Raw genomic sequence first — 20,870 nt, 5'->3', positions numbered from 1 at the left:
AAATGCTGTTTAATCTTACTAGTTAGTCACTGGGCTTTGCGATAGAATTACTGCCCCAGAATTTCGGACCTGCCAAAAATGAAACTCAATCCTAAACAAGATGAAGCGGTTAAATATATCAGTGGCCCTTGCCTCGTTTTAGCGGGCGCAGGCTCAGGTAAAACGCGCGTAATTACCAACAAAATTGCTCACCTTGTGCAACATTGCGAATACCAAGCGAAGAACATTGCTGCGGTAACCTTCACCAACAAAGCAGCAAAAGAAATGCGGGAGCGTGTGAGTCAAACCCTTGGTAAGCAAGAGGCAAAAGGTCTATGGGTTTCTACCTTTCACACCTTGGGTTTAGAGGTCATCAAAAAAGAGCTAAAAACACTGGGATTTAAACCGGGCTTTTCGTTATTTGACGATCAAGACACCCACCAACTTTTGGCAGAGTTGACCGAAAAAGAATTAGACAGAGATAAAGATTTACTGAATTTGCTTAAGATGCAAATTGGCAGTTGGAAGAACGAACTTATTTTGCCTGAGCGTGCTATTCGCGAAGCCCGTGAACCGCAGAAAGCCTTGTTCGCGCAACTCTATGCCCGTTATGCGGTGCAGTTACGTGCATATAACGCGTTAGATTTTGATGACTTAATCATGATCCCCACTTTACTGCTGGCGCAAAATTCTGATGTGAGAGAACGCTGGCAGGCGCGTTTTCGTTATTTGCTGGTGGATGAATATCAAGATACCAATACCAGTCAGTATCAGTTAGTTAAATTGCTGGTGGGTGAACGCGCGCGCTTTACCGTGGTAGGGGATGATGACCAATCAATTTATTCTTGGCGTGGGGCAAAGCCGCAAAACTTAGTATTGCTGTCAAAAGATTTCCCGGGATTACGCTTGATTAAGCTGGAGCAAAATTACCGAAGTGCAGGGCGAATTCTGAAAGCTGCGAATATTTTGATCGCCAATAACCCGCATGAATTTGATAAAAAGCTGTTTAGTGAACTCGGTTATGGCGACCCAATTCGAGTGATAGCGACCAAAGACGAAGAGCACGAAGCAGAACGCGTAGTTGCCGAAATCATCTCCCATAAGTTTATGAAGCGTACCAGTTATAAAGATTACGCCATTTTATATCGCGGTAACCACCAAGCGCGAGTGTTTGAAAAAGCGCTAATGAGTAACCGTATTCCTTACAAAATAAGTGGTGGCATGTCGTTCTTTGCACGCAGTGAAATCAAAGACATCATGGCTTACTTACGCTTGTTAGTGAATCAGGATGACGACAACGCATTTTTACGTATTGTGAATACACCAAGACGAGAAATTGGCCCGGTTACGCTCGAAAAGTTAGGTAGCTTAGCCAACGAAAAGCACATCAGTTTATTCGAGGCGTGTTTTGAGCCTGAACTGGCAAGCCGACTAGCAGGGCGTGGCTTTAATGCGCTCATGGGTTTCGCCCGTTGGGTGGTTGAGCTTTCAGATAGAGCAACGCGTGGAGACACATTAGAAGCGGTGAAAGACATGGTACGTGAAATTAATTATGAAGCGTATTTATATGAATCTTCACCGAGTGCAAAAGCGGCAGAAATGCGTATGAAAAACGTCTCTGAGCTATATCGTTGGATCACCGATATGTTAACGGGTGATGCTGATAACCCACCGATGACCTTGCCCGAAGTAGTCAGCAAGCTAACACTTCGCGATATGTTAGAGCGTAACGAAGAAGAAGACGATAGCGATGCAGTGCAGTTACTGACACTGCATGCCTCTAAAGGTTTGGAATATCCGCATGTCTTTATGGTGGGGATGGAAGAGGGCTTTTTACCACACCAGACCAGTATTGATGAAGATAACGTAGAGGAAGAGCGTCGTCTTGCCTATGTAGGGATCACTCGCGCGCAGCAAACTTTGACTATGACATATGCGAAGAACCGTCGACAGTTTGGTGAAGTATCTACACCGGAGTTGAGTCGTTTTGTGCAAGAATTACCACAAGATGATTTACAAATTGAAGGTCAGAAGAAAACGGTGCAATCACAACAAGAACGTATGCAATCAGGGCAAGCACGTGTTGCTAATTTACGTGCTATGTTAAAGCGATAAAGGTTCTGACTCTGAGGTGAGTTCGATGAAAGAATTGCCTCGAGTATTTTTATCGTAGTTGACTTGCTTGCCGAAGAATAACTGCAAGCCATGGTTTTCTAACAAGGTTCTGAAATTTAGAATGGCAGGGCCTTTGGCAATTACTTTGCAGTGACGCATCTTAGTCACTGCTAATACACCTTGCAGTTGCACTTCGTAACAAGGTTGCTGCAAAACGCGTTTACTAAAAGTCGAGCTGAGTAGTAAGTACTGGAAGTTAATTTTACTAATCAGACTTAAATCACAGCGATCTTTACCGAAGTCATTAAGGCCAACGGCAAATTCCATCTGCGTGAGCGCTTCGAGGTTTTGCAATTGCGTACTAGATGCAAACCTGAGCTCTTCCTCACTAAATAATAAGCACACGTTATGTTTATGCTGTTTTAGTAAATGGCAGAGGTGTGTAAAGTTATCGCTTTCGAGTACGACTGCGGCACAGCTAAATAAGAGCTCTTGATGATGTGTTTCACTTAAGAACAGCGCTTTTTTCAACAAAGCAAACTCGAGATCGAGTAATTCATTTTTCTCAGCGGTGAACTTCTTTAACACATCAAAACTGGTGCTGCCTAAAATAGGATGATTGCCGAAGATCTCGAGTAGCTGTAGCTGTACTTGATTACTTGAGAAGTCGATGACATCGGTTGACCTAAAGTGTGTCGTTAAGCTACTTAAATTATGTTGTTCAGCTTCAACTTTATTTGAGGTAGTGCCTGCGGTCAGCAGAGGGTGATAAAACTCATAGCGACCTTTGCCTGCATTTTTAGCGTAATACATAGCGGCATCGGCATCGCGAATAATTTCGTCAATATGTTGATAGCGTTTGTTTGAATAGGTAATACCAATACTGGCGCCGCTGTAAACGGTTTGTCCTTTCATTACGAACGGCTGCTGCATCACTTTTATAATGCGTTTAGCGACGTCTTCAGCTTGTTGTTTATCACTGAGGTGATCTAATAAAATGACAAATTCATCACCAGCAAGACGAGCGAGTAAATCATGATCTCTAATACACTCACCAAAAGCTTTACTGACCCAGATTAAGAATTGATCACCGGCTTGATGGCCTAACTCATCGTTTATTTCTTTGAACTTATCTAAATCAATAAAGAGTACTGAAAAATTATAATCAGGGTGTCTTTGATATTTGAGTAATGTCTTTTCTAATTGAGTTAAGAACAAACTGCGATTTGGCAAACCTGTTAGCGGATCGTGATGCGCATCGTGATAGAGCTGCTTTTCAATTTTTTTACGCTCTTCAATTTGCATTTGTAGATGCAAATTACTTTGCTGTAATGCTTTGGTTTTATCTGCAACGCGCTGCTCTAACTGTTGGTGGCTTAGTTTCAGTGCTTGATTGGCAAGATGGGTTTGTAAAACCGATGCGATTTGATTTGAAATGAACGAAATAAGTTCAAGATCTTCATGCGTGAATTCATACGCGTCATCGTAAGCTTGGCAAGCAATGAGACCAATAACACCATTTGCTGTTTTGAGCGGTGCACCCATCCAGCTGCTTGCTGCTTTAGTAATATCATCACCGCTGCGAATGACGATTTGTTGCTTGATCAGTTTATCGGCACGCTCGCGGTTAATTAACTGACTGCGCTCTGTACTAATAACAAGCTCGCTATAGCCATTGGCAAAAGGGCGTGGGCAGTAATCACCAACTTCATCAATACAATAAGGAAAACTTAACCAGTTAGATTCTTTGTCATATAAAGCAATATAGAGATTATCAGCAAACGTAATTGAACGAATAATACGATGTACTTGTTTGTATACATCGTCTATGTCAGTAAACTGTGTTGCTAGCTCTGAGATTTTGAAAAGAATTTGCTGGCGCTCTAACGCGCGTTTTCGACTTTCTATTTCTTTATTTAGCGCTTCGTTACTTTGCATGACTGCACGAGTACGAATTTTTACTTCAGATTCAAGTAACTCACGTTTCTTAACGCGCTCTATGGCTGTACCCAAATAAAGTGAGATAAATTCAAGTAGCTCCACTTGCTGTTCATTATAGCTGAGATCAGCTTCATAGCTTTGTGTCACCATCACACCAATAATGTGTCTATTTTGGCGGATCGGCACGCCTAGCCAGTGTTCAGCGGGTGTGCCAAGCAATTTAAACTGGCCTTCTTCACTAAGACGACTCATTTCTTGCTTATTGATATGAACGGTTTCGCCTTTTCTAAAAGTGAAACCAGTAACGCCTTCAGAAAAGTGATGTGACTCTTGAATTGGCACAGAGATACCATCTTTTTCATCAATGAAATAAGACAACTCTAAGGACTGGGTATATTGGTTTTGCAACACGACGTAAAAGCTGTTGCTAGGTAAGTATTGCTTAAGTATATCGTGAATAGCCGGGTACAGCAGAGTTAGCTCAGCCACAGTATTAGCCAGCTCAGACAATTGTATGAGTGCATTCTGTAATTGATCTCGCTGTTTGTACTTTTGTAAGAGCTTGTTTAGCTTCTTATTTTTATACTTTAAGCGAGTAGCTAAAAGTGCGGGATCTTCCAATGATTTTACCCAATTATAATTAATATTGCTTATTTATTAAGCTTATGATTTCACTTTTGTCATGGAGGGTCAAGGAGAAAATAGGGAACAAAATGGGGAGTTGAGAAAAATTGAATTTAAATGAGAGGTGATAGTCACCTCTCATTAAAAAGTATTACTTTTTAGTCATGAAATCGACTGCTGCTGCAATCTCTTCATCAGAACAATCCATACAAGTACCGCGAGGAGGCATTGCATTAAAACCATTAATTGCATGCTCTACTAATAACTCACGACCTTTTGTCAAACGAGCAGCCCAGTCATCAGCTGTTTTTGGCGCGCCTAGTGCACCTGTACCATGACAAGCAGCACATGACACTTGATAAACTTGCTCACCTGAACGAGGGCCGGTAGGCGCTGCTGGAGCGGCAGCTGCTGCACCTGCTAAGTATACTGAACCTACTGGTGCTAAGCGTTTTTTAATCGCTTCGTCAGTTAAAGCGTTATCAAAAGGTTGTGCGTAAACAGTTGTTGATAGCAATAATAAAGCTGCTGAAAGTTTTTTCATTTGTCTTGCTCACTTCGTTGGTGATGTGCTCAATCACGATAGATGACGGAATAATCACGCGATTATAACGCCACCTGTTGATTTATAAAACGTTAACTTGGCAAATTAGACTAAAAACTGATTATTTTTTGCGTTAACGCAATTTTAGCCTCTGACTTAGAGTGGATTAAGCTAACTCTACAAGCTTGGTCATGGCTTTTTGAATGCCTGCGGATGCCTCTGAAATAGATTGAGCAAGCATGTAAGCTGGCGTACTAATTACCTTTTGAGCTTCATCAATAACTATGTTATCAACTGCACAGTTAATATGTTCAGCACCTAATGCAGACATAGCAGCGGCAGTGTCTGCGTCATTGCCAATGGTTGCTTTGATGCCTTTAGCATGAATATGACCAACCAATGCAGGGGCGATACAGACATAAGCGATAGGTTTCTTTTGTTGATTAAATGCTTCACAAGCAGTTTTTAAAGCTGCAAGAATCGTTGAATCACCGCCTTTAAACGCAAAGTCACTTAAGTTTTTCGCTACGCCAAAACCACCAGGGATCGCGAGTGCATCAAAGTCATTTGCATTAAGCGTCTCAAGGTCATGTATTTCACCTCTCGCAATACGCGCGGCTTCAATAAGTACGTTGCGCTTTTGGTCCATTTCTTCGCCATTAAGATGATTAACCACATGGTGTTGATCAATATTTGGTGCGAAGCATTGGTAACTTGCTCCTGCCATTTCTAAATGCAACATAGTTAGAACAGACTCATGGATCTCGGCACCATCAAACACGCCACAGCCACTTAGTATTATCGCGACTTTTTTCATGGTTTTTCCTTCTTTAAAGTTGATAAATCTATTTATATTGAAAGTAGTGTATGTTCAGATCAAAAAATTATAAAGGATCTTGTTTGATCTCTGATCAAATCTTGGTAGTATAACCGCCCGCTTTGGAAGAGTGGTAAATAATAACAGTGGCAATGACCGCCAATAAAATAGCTTTTCCACATTTCGCTTTATATTTCTGTTTAAGCGCAAAATGTTAAAACCCCTTAAAATAAAAGGTTTTAGGGCTGTTTTCTCGATCTTGAAATTTAAAACCTGAATATTTACATCTTTATCTACAAAGTTATCCACAGATTGTTCTGCTTCGAATAGGCTTTATCTGGACATAATTACTCGAGTTATCCGTTTGCTTATGGCATCCTTACTGGGTTTTTAAAAGTTCATTTAGGATCCACTAAATTATGTCTCAGATCCCCGAAAATCCTTTGATCTTGGTCGATGGTTCTTCTTATTTATTCCGTGCGTATCATGCTCCACCGCATTTAACCAATTCAAAAGGTGAAGCGACGGGGGCCATCTATGGTGTGATCAATATGTTGAAGAGCCTGGTTAGGCAATTTAACCCGAGCCATATGGTTGTGGTATTTGACGCCAAGGGTCCGACATTTAGAAATGAAATGTACAGCGAATATAAAGCGCATCGCCCGCCAATGCCTGATGATCTGCGTACGCAAATTGAACCGATCCATGAGATCATCAAAGCGATGGGTTTACCTTTAGTCAGCATCACAGGCGTTGAGGCCGATGATGTGATTGGTACTTTTGCGCGCATTGCGTCTGAGCAGCAACGTCATGTGTTGATCAGCACGGGCGATAAAGATATGGCTCAACTCGTGAATGAGCATGTCACCTTAATTAATACCATGACTGACACCGTACTAGATCCACAAGGGGTGGTTGATAAGTTTGGTATTGGTCCTGAGCTTATCATTGATTATCTTGCCCTTATGGGTGATAAGGTTGATAACATCCCAGGTGTACCTGGTGTGGGTGAAAAAACTGCACTGGCTATGCTGCAAGGCATTGGTTCTATTAAGTCACTCTATGAAAGACTGGATGATATTGCGGGTCTTGGTTTCCGTGGTTCTAAAACCATGGCCAAAAAGCTAGAAGAACATAAAGCGCAACTAGAGCTGTCCTATGAATTAGCGACCATTAAACTAGACGTTGAAGTTGAACAAAACCTAGAGACTTTCGCGATTGCTGACATGAATAAAGATCGTTTGATCGAACTTTATGGGCAATGTGAATTTAAGCGTTGGCTTAGTGAATTACTCGACGGTAAAGAAGCGCCTAGAACAGCAGCAGAGCAAGCACAGCCTGAAGCGAAAAAAATCGAAGCGCATTACGAAACCATTTTAACTGAAGCTCAGTTAACCGCTTGGGCCGAAAAGCTTAAAAGTGCAGAGCTAATAGCATTTGATACAGAAACGACGAGTTTAGACTACATGCAAGCTGACTTGGTTGGTATGAGCTTTGCCGTGACAGAAGGCGAAGCCGCTTACTTACCGATTGCGCATGATTACATGGGCGCGCCGGAGCAACTTTCGAAAGCGCTAGTATTCGACGTATTAGGTCCAATTCTGGCTGACGACAATGTGAGAAAAGTAGGGCAGAACCTTAAATACGATAAAAGCGTATTAGCTAGAGCTGGTTTAGAACTCAATGGTATCGCATTTGATACTATGCTCGAGTCTTATGTATTTAATAGTGTGGGCACACGTCATGATATGGACTCGCTGGCACTAAAATATTTAGGCCATAAAAATATCAGCTTTGAAGAAATTGCCGGTAAAGGTAAAGCGCAACTTACATTTAATCAAATTGAGCTAGAGAAAGCTGCACCTTACGCCGCAGAAGACGCTGACATCACATTGCGTCTACATAACCAACTTTGGCCTATGCTGAAAGAGCAATCAGAGCTGCTCCCTGTATTTAACGACATTGAACTGCCGTTGCTATCTGTGTTATCAAATATCGAACGCACCGGTGTGAAAATTGATAGCCAAATGTTGGCCGAGCAAAGTGTCGAAATCGCTGCGCGCCTGACTGAACTTGAAAAAGAAGCGTACGAGATTGCTGGGGAAGAATTTAACTTAAGTTCGACTAAGCAACTACAAGCGATCTTATTCGATAAGCTTGGCTTGCCGGTATTGAAGAAAACCCCTAAAGGTGCCCCTTCAACGGCTGAAGAAGTACTGCAAGAATTAGCACATGATTATCCGTTGCCGAAACTTATCATTGAACATCGTGGTTTAGCTAAGCTTAAGTCTACTTATACTGAGAAGCTGCCTAAGCTAGTGAACCCTGAAACGGGTCGTGTGCATACCTCTTATCATCAGGCTGTGACTGCAACAGGCCGTCTAAGCTCAAGCGATCCAAACTTACAGAATATTCCAATTCGTAACGAAGCCGGTCGTCGCATTCGTCAGGCATTTATTGCCGATGAAGGGCACGTGATCTTGGCGGCGGACTACAGCCAGATTGAATTGCGTATTATGGCGCACTTGTCACAAGATGCCGGTTTATTGAAAGCATTTGCAGAAGGTAAAGACGTACACAGTGCAACGGCTTCAGAAGTATTCGGTGTTCCGCTTGAAGAAGTCACCTCGGACATGCGTCGTAAAGCAAAAGCGGTTAACTTCGGTTTGATCTACGGCATGAGTGCCTTTGGTTTAGCGCGTCAGCTCGATATTCCACGTAATGAAGCACAGCATTATATGGATAAGTATTTTGAGCGCTTCCCGGGTGTACTTGAATATATGGAGCGTACGCGCGAAGAAGCGGCTGAAAAAGGGTATGTCGAAACGCTATTTGGTCGTCGCTTGCATTTGCCAGATATCAAGGCAAGAAATGGTGCGCGTCGCAAGGCGGCAGAACGCGCAGCGATCAATGCACCAATGCAAGGCACCGCCGCTGATATCATCAAAAAAGCCATGCTGAAAGTGGCGGATTGGCTCGCTACACAAACGACTAATGACATCAAACTGCTTATGCAAGTACACGATGAATTAGTATTTGAAATAGCGAAAGACAAAGTAGAAGCGTTTAGCGAACGCATTTGTTCTTTAATGAGCGAAGCGGTTAATTTAGATGTGCCATTGTTAGTTGAAGCTGATTACGGCGACAACTGGGAACAAGCACACTAATTAGCTTGCTAGAACTTTAAAAAAGAGGCTTTATGCCTCTTTTTTTATGTCTGCAGAAAATAGAGTAATTAAGTTAATACACAGGAGCAGCAAGGCTCACAAAGCAGATAAAGTAAAAAAAGCGTAAACTTAGACAACAGAATGTTTAAAAAATATCAAATTGGCCTAAGTTTTGCTTTTTGGCATTTATTTTTTTGTATCCATTTGTTACAGTGCGCGCGTCCTCATCCTGTAGGACATCCTGTTGATGATGTATCTCTCGCAAGAAGATACAGAGTATTGATAGCTTCTCCCCAGAATTGCTATAGCGGCCCTCCTAGTTTTCGAGGGCCGTTTTTTTCTTCACGATTTTTATTCTTTGTAATTCCTTCATAATTCCTCGACAGTTACACTGTACCTTTCTGACATTAATTCAATTTTTGCTAAATCGGTTTTCAAATTCATACCGTAATAGTTTTAATACATAATTTTAGATAGGACTCGTTATGCTTAAACCTTTGCTTCTTTCTCTGACATTATTATCAACTCAAGAATTTGCCGCCTGGCAATTAGATAACGATGCAAGCCAACTGAGCTTCACTTCTATTAAAAAAAACAGCATTGCTGAAAATCATCACTTTGAACAACTTTCAGCGCAGATAGATGACAATCAATTAAGCATGGTGATTGAGTTGGCGAGTGTTGAGTCGCTGATCCCGATTCGTAATGAGCGCATGCAAAAAATGTTGTTTAATGTCACGCAATTTCCTACAGCTGTGATTGAAGCCGATTTAGCGCCGTATTTAGGTAGCTTAAAACCAGGCCATCAGGTACTAAAATCAGTACCGGTGACACTTAATCTGCATGGCCAAAAGCAACAGCTCATGTTAGATCTAGCGGTTGTGCAAACGGCAAGGCAATTAATCGTTAGCCCGACAAAAGCAGTTTTAGTGAATGCCGCTGATTATAAACTTGAACAGGGTATCGAAGCGCTGCGTAAAATTGCAGGACTAGACAGCATTGCGCAATCTGTGCCTGTGACCTTTAATTTGGTATTTAACCAGCAAGACTTTTAGTTCTCCCGAGCATCGGTCAGATAAGAATGCAAAGCCTGAATGAATTACAAGCGGCGTTACTGACGCCGCACGCGCCAACCGAAAAGTGGCCACAACAAACTTGCAGTAGCGGTGATATTCGCATTGATAAAGAAGGGTGTTGGTACTACCAAGACTCTGAGATTAAAAGGCAGGCACTTTGCCGGTTATTTGCCAGTGTATTGCAGTATCAGGACGGGGTTTATACCGTTACAACACCTGCAGAACAGTGTGAGGTTGATGTAGAAGATGTGCCATTTATCATTGTTGGTTGGCGAGTAATAAGTTCAGAGCAAGGTAATGTGATTGTTTGCCAAGACAATCTTGAACGAGAATGGCCGATATTGGGTGAATTTGAAATCGAAATTCGTTTATATCAAGGGCAAGAAGTGCCTTATTTAAAGCTAAGTTATGGCTTGGCGGCAAGGGTGAATAGGGCGGTTTATTATCAGTGGGCAGAAAGCGCTGAGCAAGATGAAAAAGGTCTCTATCTTAACTCAGCGGGACAGTCACATTATCTGACTTAATGTGCTCATTCAGAGTCTGGCTGTGCAGGCTCTGAATCTGCTTCAACGTCATCTTCAGGCTTATAAGGGCCTAAGTACCAGTCATCAAGTTTCCAAGCTAGCTCTTTTAAGCCAATGCCTTTCAATGAAGAGAAAGCACATACGGTAATGTCTGCGTCGAGTTCAGCTAATTTCTTTTTAACCTGAAGCACTTCAGCTTTACGCTTACCTTGCTTTAATTTATCTGCTTTGGTTAATAGCGCTAATACTGGGATTTCTGAATCGACCGCCCAGTTAATTAGGTCCATATCTAAATCTTTAAGTGGATGGCGAATATCCATTAGGACAACGATGCCTTTTAGACTCTTACGCTTTTGTAAGTATTCGCCCAGCGCGCGTTGCCACTTTTTCTTCATCTCAAGAGGGACTTTTGCAAAGCCATAACCCGGTAAGTCGATTAAACGCTTATCTTCATCTAACTCGAAGGTATTGATAAGTTGCGTACGACCCGGTGTCTTACTGGTTCTTGCTAGCTTTTGATCGGTCAATGCATTTAATGCACTTGATTTACCCGCGTTCGAACGGCCAGCAAATGCGACCTCAATACCAGAATCAATTGGTAGACGGCTGATATCTGGTGCACTGGTAATAAATGTGGCTGTTTGGTATTTCATACGTGACTTGATCACGGGCTCTCCTGACAGATTGAAGATATTAATTAGGCTATTTTATACCAGTTAGTTATTTGGCAAAAGCAAGCATTTACAGATGATTTCAGTGTGAAATGACTTTTTTATTGATTTTTAAAATTAATCTAGGTCAAAACCCTATAATTTATAAGTCTAATATGAGTAGAAAACGTGCCAGAAAAATTTAAATCGTGTAGAATAGCCAACTAGCAAAGTAAAAATAGCATTGATTTTTCCCTAGCAACCCTGAAAATAGGTGTTTCAATCGCTAGGTATTAATTACAGGGTCGGAAACAGAGAATTTACCATGAAAAAAATAGCATTAACTTTAACGATGTTGCTTGGTAGCTTGTCAGCGAGCAACGCACTAGCATTTGATGGCGATGCCGAAGCAGGCAAAGCGAAGGCTGCTACTTGTGCCGCGTGTCATGGTCCAGATGGCAACGCACCTGTAAACATTTATCCAAAAATTGCAGGTCAGCACGCTGACTATATTTATAAGCAGTTAAAAGAGTTTAAGCTAGGTATGACGTCTGGTGGTAAAGAAGGTCGTATGGATCCTGTAATGAGTGGTATGGCTATGCCGCTTTCAGATCAAGATATGAAAGACCTATCTGCTTATTTCGCTTCTCTAACTATGAGTGCAGGTACAACACCTGAAGATGTAGTTGAAGTAGGTAAAAAGTTATACATGGCAGGTGATGCTGAGCGCGGTATTCCTTCATGTGCAGCGTGTCACGGTCCACGTGGTAACGGTACATCACTTGCAAAGTTCCCGAAAATATCTTTCCAACATCCTGGATATATCAAAGCGCAGCTTGAGAAATTCCGTGATGGTTCACGTAACAATGACATGAATGGCATGATGCGTGATATCGCGAAGAAATTAACAGATAAAGATATTGAAGTACTTTCTAAGTACTTAGGTGGCTTACACTAATCGCTAAGCTACTAAAGTAGTATAGTTTAGTTATCTTTCTGATAATAAACTATATATTAGTCAAAAGGCAGCCTTGGCTGCCTTTTTTGATCCTCGAATACCTGTTAGATAATTCCCATTCCATTTGTAAGACATTTGCCATAGATGAGTGTAAGTTATTGCTTAAATTTATCTATTAAATAAGCGTAAGTTATTGTTTTTATTTTGATCAAATAAAGCTGATTCAGATCTTTTCAAAAAAAAGGTTATTAACCAGTTGTAACAAAATCATTAAGGAGTAGATTATTACGTGTTGCCAAGACAACAAAATAAAATGGAAACATCGCAACTGGAAGCGTAGGCAGCAATAGTTAGTACTAACTTGGTACTCTATGGATGAACAAGAAAGCGTTAGGAAGACCGAAAATAAAAAAATAGTCTCATGGAAGTATAAAATAAAAACAATATGGACTATGTACGGAAGCACTAATAAAAATACGGATAGTAAATAAAAATAATAATAAGGCTTAAAAAAGTCGAAGGGAGAAGTGTCCAAGTTTGTGACGCTCAGATTAGATAGGCGGTAGAGAGTAATCTCTGCCGCCTTTTTATTTGTGCCGCGGTGCTTTGCTGGTACAATAGCCGACCAATTTCAAAGTCGGTATCTTATTCATCATGTCAGTATGTGGTTTATGTGGCTCAGATGAGTTACAGCCTTATCACCAAGATAAACGTCGCCGTTATTTACAATGTACGCAGTGTGCACTTGTGATTGTTGATGAGCGAGATCGTTTATCTCCTGAAGATGAAAAAGCCATCTACGATACTCACGAAAATAGCTTACATGATGAAGGTTATCGTCGCTTTTTATCTCGTGCTTTTGAGCCGACGATAGAAAGAGTACCTTCACACAGCAAGGGCTTAGACTTTGGTTGTGGGCCAGGGCCTTTATTGGCAGAAATGTTCAAAGAAGTAGGCTTTGAAATGGCTTGTTTTGATTTGTTTTATGCAAACGAGCCTGAAGCGCTAACTAAAACGTATGACTTCATAACGTGCACCGAAGTAATTGAGCATCTATCTCAGCCCGGAGAGGTGTTAGCAAAATTGTTGTCACTACTCGACGCTGGCGGTCCTTTGGTATTGATGACTAAACTGATTATTGATCAAAATCGGTTTGCTCAGTGGCACTATAAAAATGATTTAACCCATATCGCATTCTTTAGCCGTGAAACATTTGACTATGTCGCGGCGCGCTTTGACTGTCAGGTTGAGTTTATCGGCAATGACGTCATTGTATTAACTAAGTCGAAAAAGTAACGACAGAGAAGATTTATGACTAGAAAGAAAAAATCACGTAAGGTAGCTCAAACGGGCACCCCGCGTTTAAGTAAAGAAAAGCTATTAGAACTTCGCGCTCTAAAAGACCAGCGCAAGAAAAAGTCTAAGGGAGCCAAAGCCGGGTCACGTAATGCACCAGAGGCGCTTAAAGAAGGCAAGCAAGTAACTGCAGGCTCAAGCAATAAAGATAAGCGTTTAGGTAGTAAAAAGCCAATTAGTTTGAAACCAGAAGTGGTAAAGCCTGAATCAACTGAGCCTAAGATGATGCGTCACTTAAAACCTCAGGTTGAGTTAAAAGAAGTGAAGCCGTCACTTACTCCTGAGCAAGAGTTAGAACAGCTAGAGAATGATCCACGTCTAATGAAGCTACTGGAGCAGCATGAACGTGGTGAGTTGATCACAGGTAAAGATGCGAAGTTCTTCAATCGCTCAGTAGCACGTCACCAAGAGCTGTGTGAGCTACTCGGTATTGATGATGAGTTTGAAGAAGATGACATCATTGAAGATGATCCATTAGAGAACTTCATGTCAGACGATTTGGCTAATGAGTGGTTTGATGACGACGATGAAGAGGAAGAGTATAAATAATGGCAACTGAGTGGATCATTGCACTGGTTATTGGTGCACTTATTATTGCTGGTTTATCTTTTTATGCAGGTAAGCTGATTTGGCAAGTGAAAGCTCAAAATGAACTCATTGCCAAAAAGCGTGCAGAATATGAAGCTGAGCAAAAGAAAAAGCGTCAAGAGCGTAATGCCAAGCTTGCTGACAGTATTAATCTCATTGCTAAAGCCATGAATCAAAAGCAATGTGAGTATTCGGAAGGGTGTTTGCGTATTTGGGTTCTTATCTCTCAATATGGTTTTGAGAAAGAAGTTAACCTAGAAGAAACTTACCCGGGCATTCATCAAATGTATGAAGTGGTAAAAGACATGCCGACGCACGATGCACGTAAGAAGTACTCTAAAAAAGAAATCTTCAAAATGGACACTGAGCGCTGGCGTGCTGAAGAACGTCTTGAGAAAGATATTCTTAAAGATTGTGAGCAACTGGTTAGCGAGTTTCAACCCTTACCTGGCAGTGAAAACGTGGTATTCCAGTAATCACTTTTAAAAAGTAAAAAACGCGACCAAGGTCGCGTTTTTTGTGCCTCTAAGCGTAATGACATAAAGCAACGATGGCGTTAAAATCAAAGAAAAAATAAAAAGCATAAATATGGATCATTTAACTCGCGTTTATCATTTTCGCTATCTTCGACAGTTGCTTGAAGTGAAGCGCTTTTTAAAAGTTAACCCCAGTCTTTTGCCAGCTGTAATTTACTTGGTTTCAAGTGGTGCGGGTCTGTACTATCTGACGTGTTTGTTGTCTCACTTTGGTTTTGATGGGCTAAAACACATTGGGCTCGGTGATTTTCTTACGATTATTTTTTCAAGCTTTTGGTTACTCGGAGCATTCGTTGCCTTTCTGCTGCTATTGGTCTTCTTTATTCCCATAGATCGTGCTTCTTCAAGTATTCAATTTTTATCTATTGGCAAATTTATGAATGCCATGAACCGACCATTTTTAAAGATCCCCGTTTTATATGGCTTTAGCTCTTCAGTCATCGCGATTTTTTTTAGTGCAAATATTTTGGCAGAGAGTCGAGCTAGCGCCATCAAACATACAAAGTCAGATTTAGTCGAAGTCAGTTTTAACTACCCGGTAAATTGGCTGGGTAAAACGATCACAAAATTAAATAAAGTAAAAGTGGTCGCCAGTACAAGCCGGTATGTGTTTATTTACCACCCTGATACGAAAAAATCGGTAGTAGTACCTCTTGGAAATATCGCCACTATTTTTAATGTAAAGCAGGGGGAGATATGAATCGTATCACAACTGATGAAGCATATTTCGCTTGGTTTAAATCTTCGTTAGAAAAAAGCAAAGCTTTTTTTTACGAGCATCCCAGTGTGTTGTTGTCCACAACTTATCTGGCGCTCAGTTTCTCAGGTTTAATTTATCTCTATGTACTTGGGCGTGGCGTTGGTGTGGACATTATTAAATATCTAGAGCTGGTTGATTTCTTCATGGCGTTTTTGGCAACACCGCAAATTTTATATTCTTGCATTGGAGCGATAAGCACCATGGCAATCGGGTTTTTCTTAATACAAAAAAGTGAGAAAGCTAAGTCAAAGCGTGCTGAGCAGAGTGTAGGTTGGAGAAGCTGGTTTGAGACATGGCGGCCTTTTTATAAGGTGAATCCTCTTATTTTAGGTATGTTTGCTCTTCTTACTATGCCAATGATTTACTCAGCTGTAAGCGGCCATAGTGATGCAAAAAGTGTGCTCCAAGAGGGGGGGAAGGTTTATCAGATTGACTTGGTAAATCCAGTATCAATTTATGAGCAGCCCAAGCTTCGTTTTGACTATTTAAAGTTAGTCACAGAAACTGAGCGGTTTAGCTTCTTTTATTCTGTAGAGTTAAAGCAAGTTTTGTTGATTACTCGCGATAATATTGCCAGTGTGCAGCTTGCTAGTCAGGGCTATGATAACTAGTCATAGCTTCTTATCGCTGTCTCTTTGTAGTGGTAAATTGAAGTTGGTTTGTTGTCAGTATGGAGTCTATCAAAAGTAGCTAGTGTCAGTTGTGTAGAAGGTTAAAAAAGGAAATACAAACCCGACACAAAGTAGGTGCTACGAGGGTATAGAAACTTTTTCTGGGGTAGGCTTAACCAAACGTTTAAGCTAGCGGTTATATCGACGCAATCAATATCCACTCAGCTATATCTATGAAGCTAATATGTTCATCTTGGTTGGTATGGGCAGAGGCTCATATGAGTCAACGAGTGCTCATAAGACACCTCTTCAGCAAGGTGCTTGCTCATCTATTAATTTTAATCTTACCCAAATTAAACAGGTTAACATGCTGTATTTCAGGCACAAAAAAACGCCCAACGAGGGGCGCTTTTGATAAAGGAATTGGTTGTGTTAATTAGCCGCGAGGACCAGCTTGCTTAATCGCTTCTGATACATCGTACTTCTCAAAGTTAGCTTGGAAGTCAGTTGCTAATTTAGCTGCGTACTCAGCGTACTTCTCTTTGTCTTCCCAAGTATTGATTGGGTTAAGAAGTTCAGTTGCAACACCAGGTACTGCTACTGGTACGTCTAGGTTTAGTGACTCGATGTGTTGAGTTTCAACATCAGCAAGGTTACCAGATACGATTGCATCAACAACAGCACGTGTTGTAGGGATGTCAAAACGCTTACCAATGCCGTAAGGACCACCAGTCCAACCTGTGTTAACTAGGTATACTTTCGCGCCAAACTCACGTACACGCTTCATTAGAAGCTCTGCGTAAACGCCAGCTGGACGTGGGAAGAATGGTGCGCCGAAACAAGTTGAGAACGTTGACTCGATGTCAGACGTTGAACCGATTTCAGTTGAACCTACTTTCGCTGTGTAACCACTTAAGAAGTGGTAAGCTGCTGCTTCTTCAGAAAGTACAGATACTGGTGGTAGAACACCACTTACGTCACATGTTAAGAATACAACTGCTTTTGGCTCACCTGCACGGTTTTCAACTTTACGCTTTTCAACGTGCTCTAGTGGGTAAGCTGCACGCGTGTTTTGCGTTAGGCTTGTGTCGTTAAAGTCTGGTACACGGTTTTCATCTAGTACTACGTTTTCTAGAATTGTACCGAACTTGATTGCGTTCCAGATAACAGGTTCGTTCTTTTGCGAAAGGTCGATACATTTAGCGTAACAACCGCCTTCGATGTTAAATACGCTGCCAGGTGCCCAACCGTGCTCGTCATCACCGATAAGGAAGCGCGTTGGATCTGCTGATAAAGTAGTTTTACCAGTACCAGAAAGACCGAAGAATAATGCTGTGTCGCCAGCTTCACCAACGTTTGCACTACAGTGCATTGGTAAAACACCTTTTGCAGGAAGTAGGAAGTTCTGAACAGAGAACATCGACTTCTTCATTTCACCGGCGTAATGCATACCTGCCAGTAGTACTTTGCGCTGTGCAAAGTTGATGATAACTGTACCATCGCTGTTTGTGCCATCACGCTCTGGGTCACATACAAATGAAGGTACATTTAAGATCTGCCACTGAGGTAAATCTGATGCATTGTATGATTTAGGTTCAATAAACATGTTTTTAGCGAAGATGTGGTGCCACGCTGTTTCAGTTGTTACAACAACTGGAAGGTAGTGTTCAGGATCTGCGCCAACTTCTAGGTGAGAGACGAAGTGGTCATTTTCCTGTACGTGTGCTTCTACACGTGCCCATAGCGCATCAAACTTTTCAGCATCGAAAGGACGGTTAACATTGCCCCATTGGATTTCAGTTTCGGTGCTTGGCTCTTTAACGATAAAACGGTCACTTGGTGAACGACCTGTACGACGGCCAGTTTTAGCTACGAAAGCTCCATTTGCGGCTAAAGTCCCTTCGCCACGGCTAATTGCGTGTTCGACAAGTTCAGCTGCAGTTAAATCGACAAAACGAGTAGCGCTTGATGTCATGTTATTACCTAAATGTGAGAATTGAACGGGATAGCTCTGAGTTCTTAATACTCTTAAGCTGAAATTATAGTAACAGATGAAATTGAGATATTCGAGCCTTTGGAAGGGTTAAAAAGGTATAAATTTGGTAAAAAACTTGAATAATTTCAATGATACCGGTGTCATAAAAAAGCCATTTATAATGACACCGGTATCATTTTTTAGACATAAAAAAGCCGTCGTTTTGACGGCTTTTTAGCTTATGCTGAGTCAATACTACTTTTAGTTAAAAATAGCCTTGATATCTTGTTCATCAAATCGGTAATTTTTCAGGCAGTAATGACAACTGATATTTACTTCACCGTCTTCTGCCACTTGAGTCAGTAATTCATCTTGACCTACATTCACCAAAGCATTAATGGTTTTGTCTCGACTACAGCCACAAACAAAATTTAGTTCTTGTGGTTCGAACAATTGTGGATTGTCTTCATGGTAAAGGCGAGTTAGTACCGTTTGAGCATCTAGATCGAGTAACTCTTCATCTTTAATGGTGTTACTAAGCGCTTCTAGATGGGTGAAATCTTGCTGTGACTTTTCTTTATTTACAGGTAAAACCTGTAAAAACAAACCAGCAGCTTTGAGTTGCTCACCCGAAGTGCGTGTTGCAAACCATAAACGCGTCTTTAACTGCTCAGACTGTTCAAAGTAGCCTTCTAGACATTCTGCTAAATTATCAGAGGTTAAAGGTACAATACCTTGGTAGCGTTCACCTTTAGTTGGGGTGATAGTGATAACCATATATCCCTGACCCATTAGGTCTTGAATACTGCTACCCGTAACTTCGCCTTGTAAGCGCGCAATACCGCGCATATTTTGATTGTGGTCACCGTTTATCACCGCATATTTAACTGGGCCATCACCTTGCAGTTGCACCGCGATATCGCCTTCAAATTTTAAAGTGGCGGTCAGTAGGCTGGTTGCGACTAGCAACTCACCTAATAATTGCTTTACAGGTTCTGGGTAGTCGTGTTCACCGATAATGTCTTTAAACGTTTGTTCGATTTGTACTAGCTCACCACGAACGTCTAACTGATCGAAAATGTAACGGTGTAATAAATCTGATTGCATTTATAAAATCCTAGCTTGATTTTAACTTTAGTAATTCGCGACGTTGTTTTTTATCCGGTTTGGTTTCCGGGCGCGGCGCAAAAAAGCTGTTGTTCTTTCTAGCGATGGCGTTTTGCTCTCGCTTTTCTATACTGTGCTCAGCTTCTTCATATAATAGCTGAGCAAGTGGCGCGGCCTGACGCTTGTCATAGACCTTTAAAATCGTCACTTCCTTTTCCTCATAACCCTGAGCAAGGTTGACAGTCGCACCAATTTCAACCGTTTTACTGGGTTTACAGCGCTGACCGTTATAGTGTACTTTACCACCTTGGATCATTTCTCGAGCAATACTGCGGGTTTTGTAAAAACGCGCTGCCCATAGCCACTTATCTAAGCGAACCGCTTCTATTTGGCTGTTTTGTTCAGAGGATTGTTTTTTCACAACGAGAATACCATCAAGGATTGAGGGATTTGTGAGGTGAAATTTATCATATATTCAGGCCCAACAAAAGCGGGCGCTGTTCACCCTTCCTTCAACATAATGTGGGTAATCTCACGTAATGCAAGTGTCACAAAGTTTCACATTTGTACGCTTGTTGAATTAATTTCGTCGCGGTACACTTGGCCGTTCAACAGAATAAGAAAAAGTCTCATATGGAATTACAATTACAACAGTTAACGAGCATATTTCAGAAGTTGCCGCATGCCAGACTCAGTCGTTTGGTGGTAGTACTGACTGTTGTTTATATTGCTTATCTATGCGCCCAACTCGTTTGGTTGTTTTGGCCGCAACCACAAAGCGCGAACTTAGCACCGCTTTCAAGTTCAGTAAGCAGTAAAACCAATAACGTCAACACCCAAGCAATTATTCAGCAAAACCTGTTTGGTGTTGCTAACGAAAAACCAAAAGCCCCTCCTAAGCCTGTCGCACGTGTTTCTGATGCACCTAAAACAACATTAAATGTGAAACTTACCGGTATTGTTGCTGTCAGTTTAAATGATACAGCGGGCTTGGCGATTATCGAATCACAGGGGCGACAAGAAACGTACGAAGTAAAAGATGCCATCACAGGTACGCGCGCTAAATTAGCACAAGTGTTGCCTGATCGAGTCTTGCTAGATGTAAATGGCCGTTTTGAAACGCTCATGCTTGATGGTCTTGCTTATACAAAACAAGTGGCCATGCCGGTATCTGGTCCACGTGAAGTGCGTGACGCACAGAGAAAGCCAAGCATCGACCGCTCTGAATTGGCACAGCGTCGCCAAGAGTTACTAAGAGAGCCAGGTAAGCTACTCGATTACATCAGAATCTCTCAGGCTCGAAGAAACGGTGAGTTAATAGGCTATCGTTTAAGCCCAGGAAAAGATCCTGAGCTATTTAAAAAAATGGGTTTAAAGAACAATGATTTGGCCATTGCAATCAATGGTTATCAACTAACGGATATGAGACAGGCAATGACTGCAATGCAAGAGCTCAGAGAAGCCACTGATGCCACAATTAGCATTGAACGAGACGGTCGTGTGATCGACGTACAATTCAGCCTGTAAGCACAATTTTTGGAG

At 41.5% G+C, this 20,870-nt stretch carries 18 protein-coding genes; 11 read left to right on the top strand and 7 right to left on the bottom strand.

What is annotated here, in order from left to right; translation table 11 throughout:
* The first annotated feature begins 78 nt into the window (after positions 1 to 78).
* Positions 79 to 2,094: a DNA helicase Rep gene (rep, locus tag ABMY35_RS05075; RefSeq protein WP_349285288.1), complete on the top strand. Its 2,016-nt coding sequence runs from the start codon at positions 79 to 81 to the stop codon at positions 2,092 to 2,094.
* Here the strand turns inward: rep and ABMY35_RS05070 are convergent.
* From ABMY35_RS05070 to elbB, 3 genes are all read right to left on the bottom strand, one after another.
* Positions 2,083 to 4,656, bottom strand: coding sequence for a diguanylate cyclase (locus tag ABMY35_RS05070; RefSeq protein WP_349285287.1), 2,574 nt, complete (start codon positions 4,654 to 4,656; stop codon positions 2,083 to 2,085). The genes rep and ABMY35_RS05070 overlap by 12 nt on opposite strands.
* Before the next feature lie 154 nt (positions 4,657 to 4,810).
* A complete protein-coding gene (locus ABMY35_RS05065) occupies positions 4,811 to 5,203 on the bottom strand; it encodes a c-type cytochrome (protein WP_058031255.1) in 393 nt (130 codons plus the stop codon).
* A 166-nt stretch (positions 5,204 to 5,369) separates the two neighbouring features.
* Entirely contained in the window at positions 5,370 to 6,020 is a 651-nt protein-coding gene (gene elbB, locus ABMY35_RS05060; RefSeq protein ID WP_349285286.1) for an isoprenoid biosynthesis glyoxalase ElbB, read from the bottom strand.
* Positions 6,021 to 6,439: 419 nt separating this feature from the next.
* Here elbB and polA point away from each other — a divergent pair, with 419 nt between their 5' ends.
* The 3 genes from polA to ABMY35_RS05045 all read left to right on the top strand — a co-directional run bounded on the left by polA (position 6,440) and on the right by ABMY35_RS05045 (position 10,787).
* Positions 6,440 to 9,187, top strand: coding sequence for a DNA polymerase I (gene polA, locus ABMY35_RS05055; RefSeq protein WP_349285285.1), 2,748 nt, complete (start codon positions 6,440 to 6,442; stop codon positions 9,185 to 9,187).
* Between the two features lie 485 nt (positions 9,188 to 9,672).
* Positions 9,673 to 10,242, top strand: coding sequence for a YceI family protein (locus ABMY35_RS05050; protein ID WP_349285284.1), 570 nt, complete (start codon positions 9,673 to 9,675; stop codon positions 10,240 to 10,242).
* Positions 10,243 to 10,268: 26 nt separating this feature from the next.
* Positions 10,269 to 10,787: a DUF1285 domain-containing protein gene (locus ABMY35_RS05045; protein WP_349285283.1), complete on the top strand. Its 519-nt coding sequence runs from the start codon at positions 10,269 to 10,271 to the stop codon at positions 10,785 to 10,787.
* A 5-nt stretch (positions 10,788 to 10,792) separates the two neighbouring features.
* Here ABMY35_RS05045 and yihA read toward each other — a convergent pair whose 3' ends face one another.
* Positions 10,793 to 11,455 carry a ribosome biogenesis GTP-binding protein YihA/YsxC gene (gene yihA / locus ABMY35_RS05040; protein WP_349285282.1) on the bottom strand — a complete coding sequence of 221 codons (663 nt, stop codon included), beginning with the start codon at positions 11,453 to 11,455 and terminating at the stop codon, positions 10,793 to 10,795.
* Positions 11,456 to 11,762: 307 nt separating this feature from the next.
* Here yihA and ABMY35_RS05035 point away from each other — a divergent pair, with 307 nt between their 5' ends.
* The 6 genes from ABMY35_RS05035 to ABMY35_RS05010 all read left to right on the top strand — a co-directional run bounded on the left by ABMY35_RS05035 (position 11,763) and on the right by ABMY35_RS05010 (position 16,246).
* Positions 11,763 to 12,395, top strand: coding sequence for a c-type cytochrome (locus ABMY35_RS05035; protein ID WP_349285281.1), 633 nt, complete (start codon positions 11,763 to 11,765; stop codon positions 12,393 to 12,395).
* 654 nt (positions 12,396 to 13,049) lie between these two features.
* Complete coding sequence (locus ABMY35_RS05030; protein ID WP_349285280.1) at positions 13,050 to 13,691, top strand: class I SAM-dependent methyltransferase; 642 nt, start codon at positions 13,050 to 13,052, stop codon at positions 13,689 to 13,691.
* Between the two features lie 15 nt (positions 13,692 to 13,706).
* Positions 13,707 to 14,300 carry a Der GTPase-activating protein YihI gene (gene yihI / locus ABMY35_RS05025; RefSeq protein WP_349285279.1) on the top strand — a complete coding sequence of 198 codons (594 nt, stop codon included), beginning with the start codon at positions 13,707 to 13,709 and terminating at the stop codon, positions 14,298 to 14,300.
* Positions 14,300 to 14,815, top strand: a complete 516-nt coding sequence (locus ABMY35_RS05020; RefSeq protein ID WP_349285278.1) for a DUF2489 domain-containing protein — start codon at positions 14,300 to 14,302, stop codon at positions 14,813 to 14,815. The genes yihI and ABMY35_RS05020 overlap by 1 nt, the downstream gene beginning before the upstream one ends.
* A gap of 112 nt (positions 14,816 to 14,927) precedes the next feature.
* Positions 14,928 to 15,575, top strand: coding sequence for a hypothetical protein (locus ABMY35_RS05015; protein WP_349285277.1), 648 nt, complete (start codon positions 14,928 to 14,930; stop codon positions 15,573 to 15,575).
* Positions 15,572 to 16,246, top strand: a complete 675-nt coding sequence (locus ABMY35_RS05010) for a hypothetical protein (RefSeq protein WP_349285276.1) — start codon at positions 15,572 to 15,574, stop codon at positions 16,244 to 16,246. Before ABMY35_RS05015 ends, ABMY35_RS05010 begins: the two co-directional genes overlap by 4 nt.
* A gap of 436 nt (positions 16,247 to 16,682) precedes the next feature.
* Here the strand turns inward: ABMY35_RS05010 and ABMY35_RS05005 are convergent, their stop codons facing one another.
* The 3 genes from ABMY35_RS05005 to hslR all read right to left on the bottom strand — a co-directional run bounded on the left by ABMY35_RS05005 (position 16,683) and on the right by hslR (position 19,749).
* Complete coding sequence (locus ABMY35_RS05005) at positions 16,683 to 18,221, bottom strand: phosphoenolpyruvate carboxykinase (RefSeq protein WP_058031243.1); 1,539 nt, start codon at positions 18,219 to 18,221, stop codon at positions 16,683 to 16,685.
* Positions 18,222 to 18,482: 261 nt separating this feature from the next.
* Positions 18,483 to 19,328 (bottom strand): Hsp33 family molecular chaperone HslO, encoded by an 846-nt coding sequence (gene hslO, locus ABMY35_RS05000; protein ID WP_349285275.1) that lies wholly within the window; start codon positions 19,326 to 19,328, stop codon positions 18,483 to 18,485.
* 10 nt (positions 19,329 to 19,338) lie between these two features.
* Complete coding sequence (hslR, locus tag ABMY35_RS04995; RefSeq protein WP_058031241.1) at positions 19,339 to 19,749, bottom strand: ribosome-associated heat shock protein Hsp15; 411 nt, start codon at positions 19,747 to 19,749, stop codon at positions 19,339 to 19,341.
* 212 nt (positions 19,750 to 19,961) lie between these two features.
* On the opposite strand from hslR, the gene gspC reads away from it, so the two are divergent.
* Entirely contained in the window at positions 19,962 to 20,855 is an 894-nt protein-coding gene (gene gspC / locus ABMY35_RS04990; RefSeq protein ID WP_349285274.1) for a type II secretion system protein GspC, read from the top strand.
* Positions 20,856 to 20,870: the final 15 nt, after the last annotated feature.

Source organism: Pseudoalteromonas sp. BZB3 (assembly GCF_040104455.1).
Taxonomy (GTDB): domain Bacteria; phylum Pseudomonadota; class Gammaproteobacteria; order Enterobacterales; family Alteromonadaceae; genus Pseudoalteromonas.
Note: the sequence above shows the minus strand (reverse complement) of the source record. Positions and strands in the feature narration are given on the sequence as shown.

Coding starts and splice junctions, on each gene's coding strand:
- ABMY35_RS05050 (WP_349285284.1), top strand. CDS start 9,673: ATGCTTAAACCTTTGCTTCTTTCTCTGACATTATTATCAACTCAAGAA.
- ABMY35_RS05010 (WP_349285276.1), top strand. CDS start 15,572: ATGAATCGTATCACAACTGATGAAGCATATTTCGCTTGGTTTAAATCT.
- ABMY35_RS05020 (WP_349285278.1), top strand. CDS start 14,300: ATGGCAACTGAGTGGATCATTGCACTGGTTATTGGTGCACTTATTATT.
- ABMY35_RS05005 (WP_058031243.1), bottom strand. CDS start 18,221: ATGACATCAAGCGCTACTCGTTTTGTCGATTTAACTGCAGCTGAACTT.
- ABMY35_RS05035 (WP_349285281.1), top strand. CDS start 11,763: ATGAAAAAAATAGCATTAACTTTAACGATGTTGCTTGGTAGCTTGTCA.
- ABMY35_RS05065 (WP_058031255.1), bottom strand. CDS start 5,203: ATGAAAAAACTTTCAGCAGCTTTATTATTGCTATCAACAACTGTTTAC.
- ABMY35_RS05045 (WP_349285283.1), top strand. CDS start 10,269: ATGCAAAGCCTGAATGAATTACAAGCGGCGTTACTGACGCCGCACGCG.
- yihI (WP_349285279.1), top strand. CDS start 13,707: ATGACTAGAAAGAAAAAATCACGTAAGGTAGCTCAAACGGGCACCCCG.
- elbB (WP_349285286.1), bottom strand. CDS start 6,020: ATGAAAAAAGTCGCGATAATACTAAGTGGCTGTGGCGTGTTTGATGGT.
- rep (WP_349285288.1), top strand. CDS start 79: ATGAAACTCAATCCTAAACAAGATGAAGCGGTTAAATATATCAGTGGC.
- ABMY35_RS05015 (WP_349285277.1), top strand. CDS start 14,928: ATGGATCATTTAACTCGCGTTTATCATTTTCGCTATCTTCGACAGTTG.
- polA (WP_349285285.1), top strand. CDS start 6,440: ATGTCTCAGATCCCCGAAAATCCTTTGATCTTGGTCGATGGTTCTTCT.
- hslO (WP_349285275.1), bottom strand. CDS start 19,328: ATGCAATCAGATTTATTACACCGTTACATTTTCGATCAGTTAGACGTT.
- gspC (WP_349285274.1), top strand. CDS start 19,962: ATGGAATTACAATTACAACAGTTAACGAGCATATTTCAGAAGTTGCCG.
- ABMY35_RS05030 (WP_349285280.1), top strand. CDS start 13,050: ATGTCAGTATGTGGTTTATGTGGCTCAGATGAGTTACAGCCTTATCAC.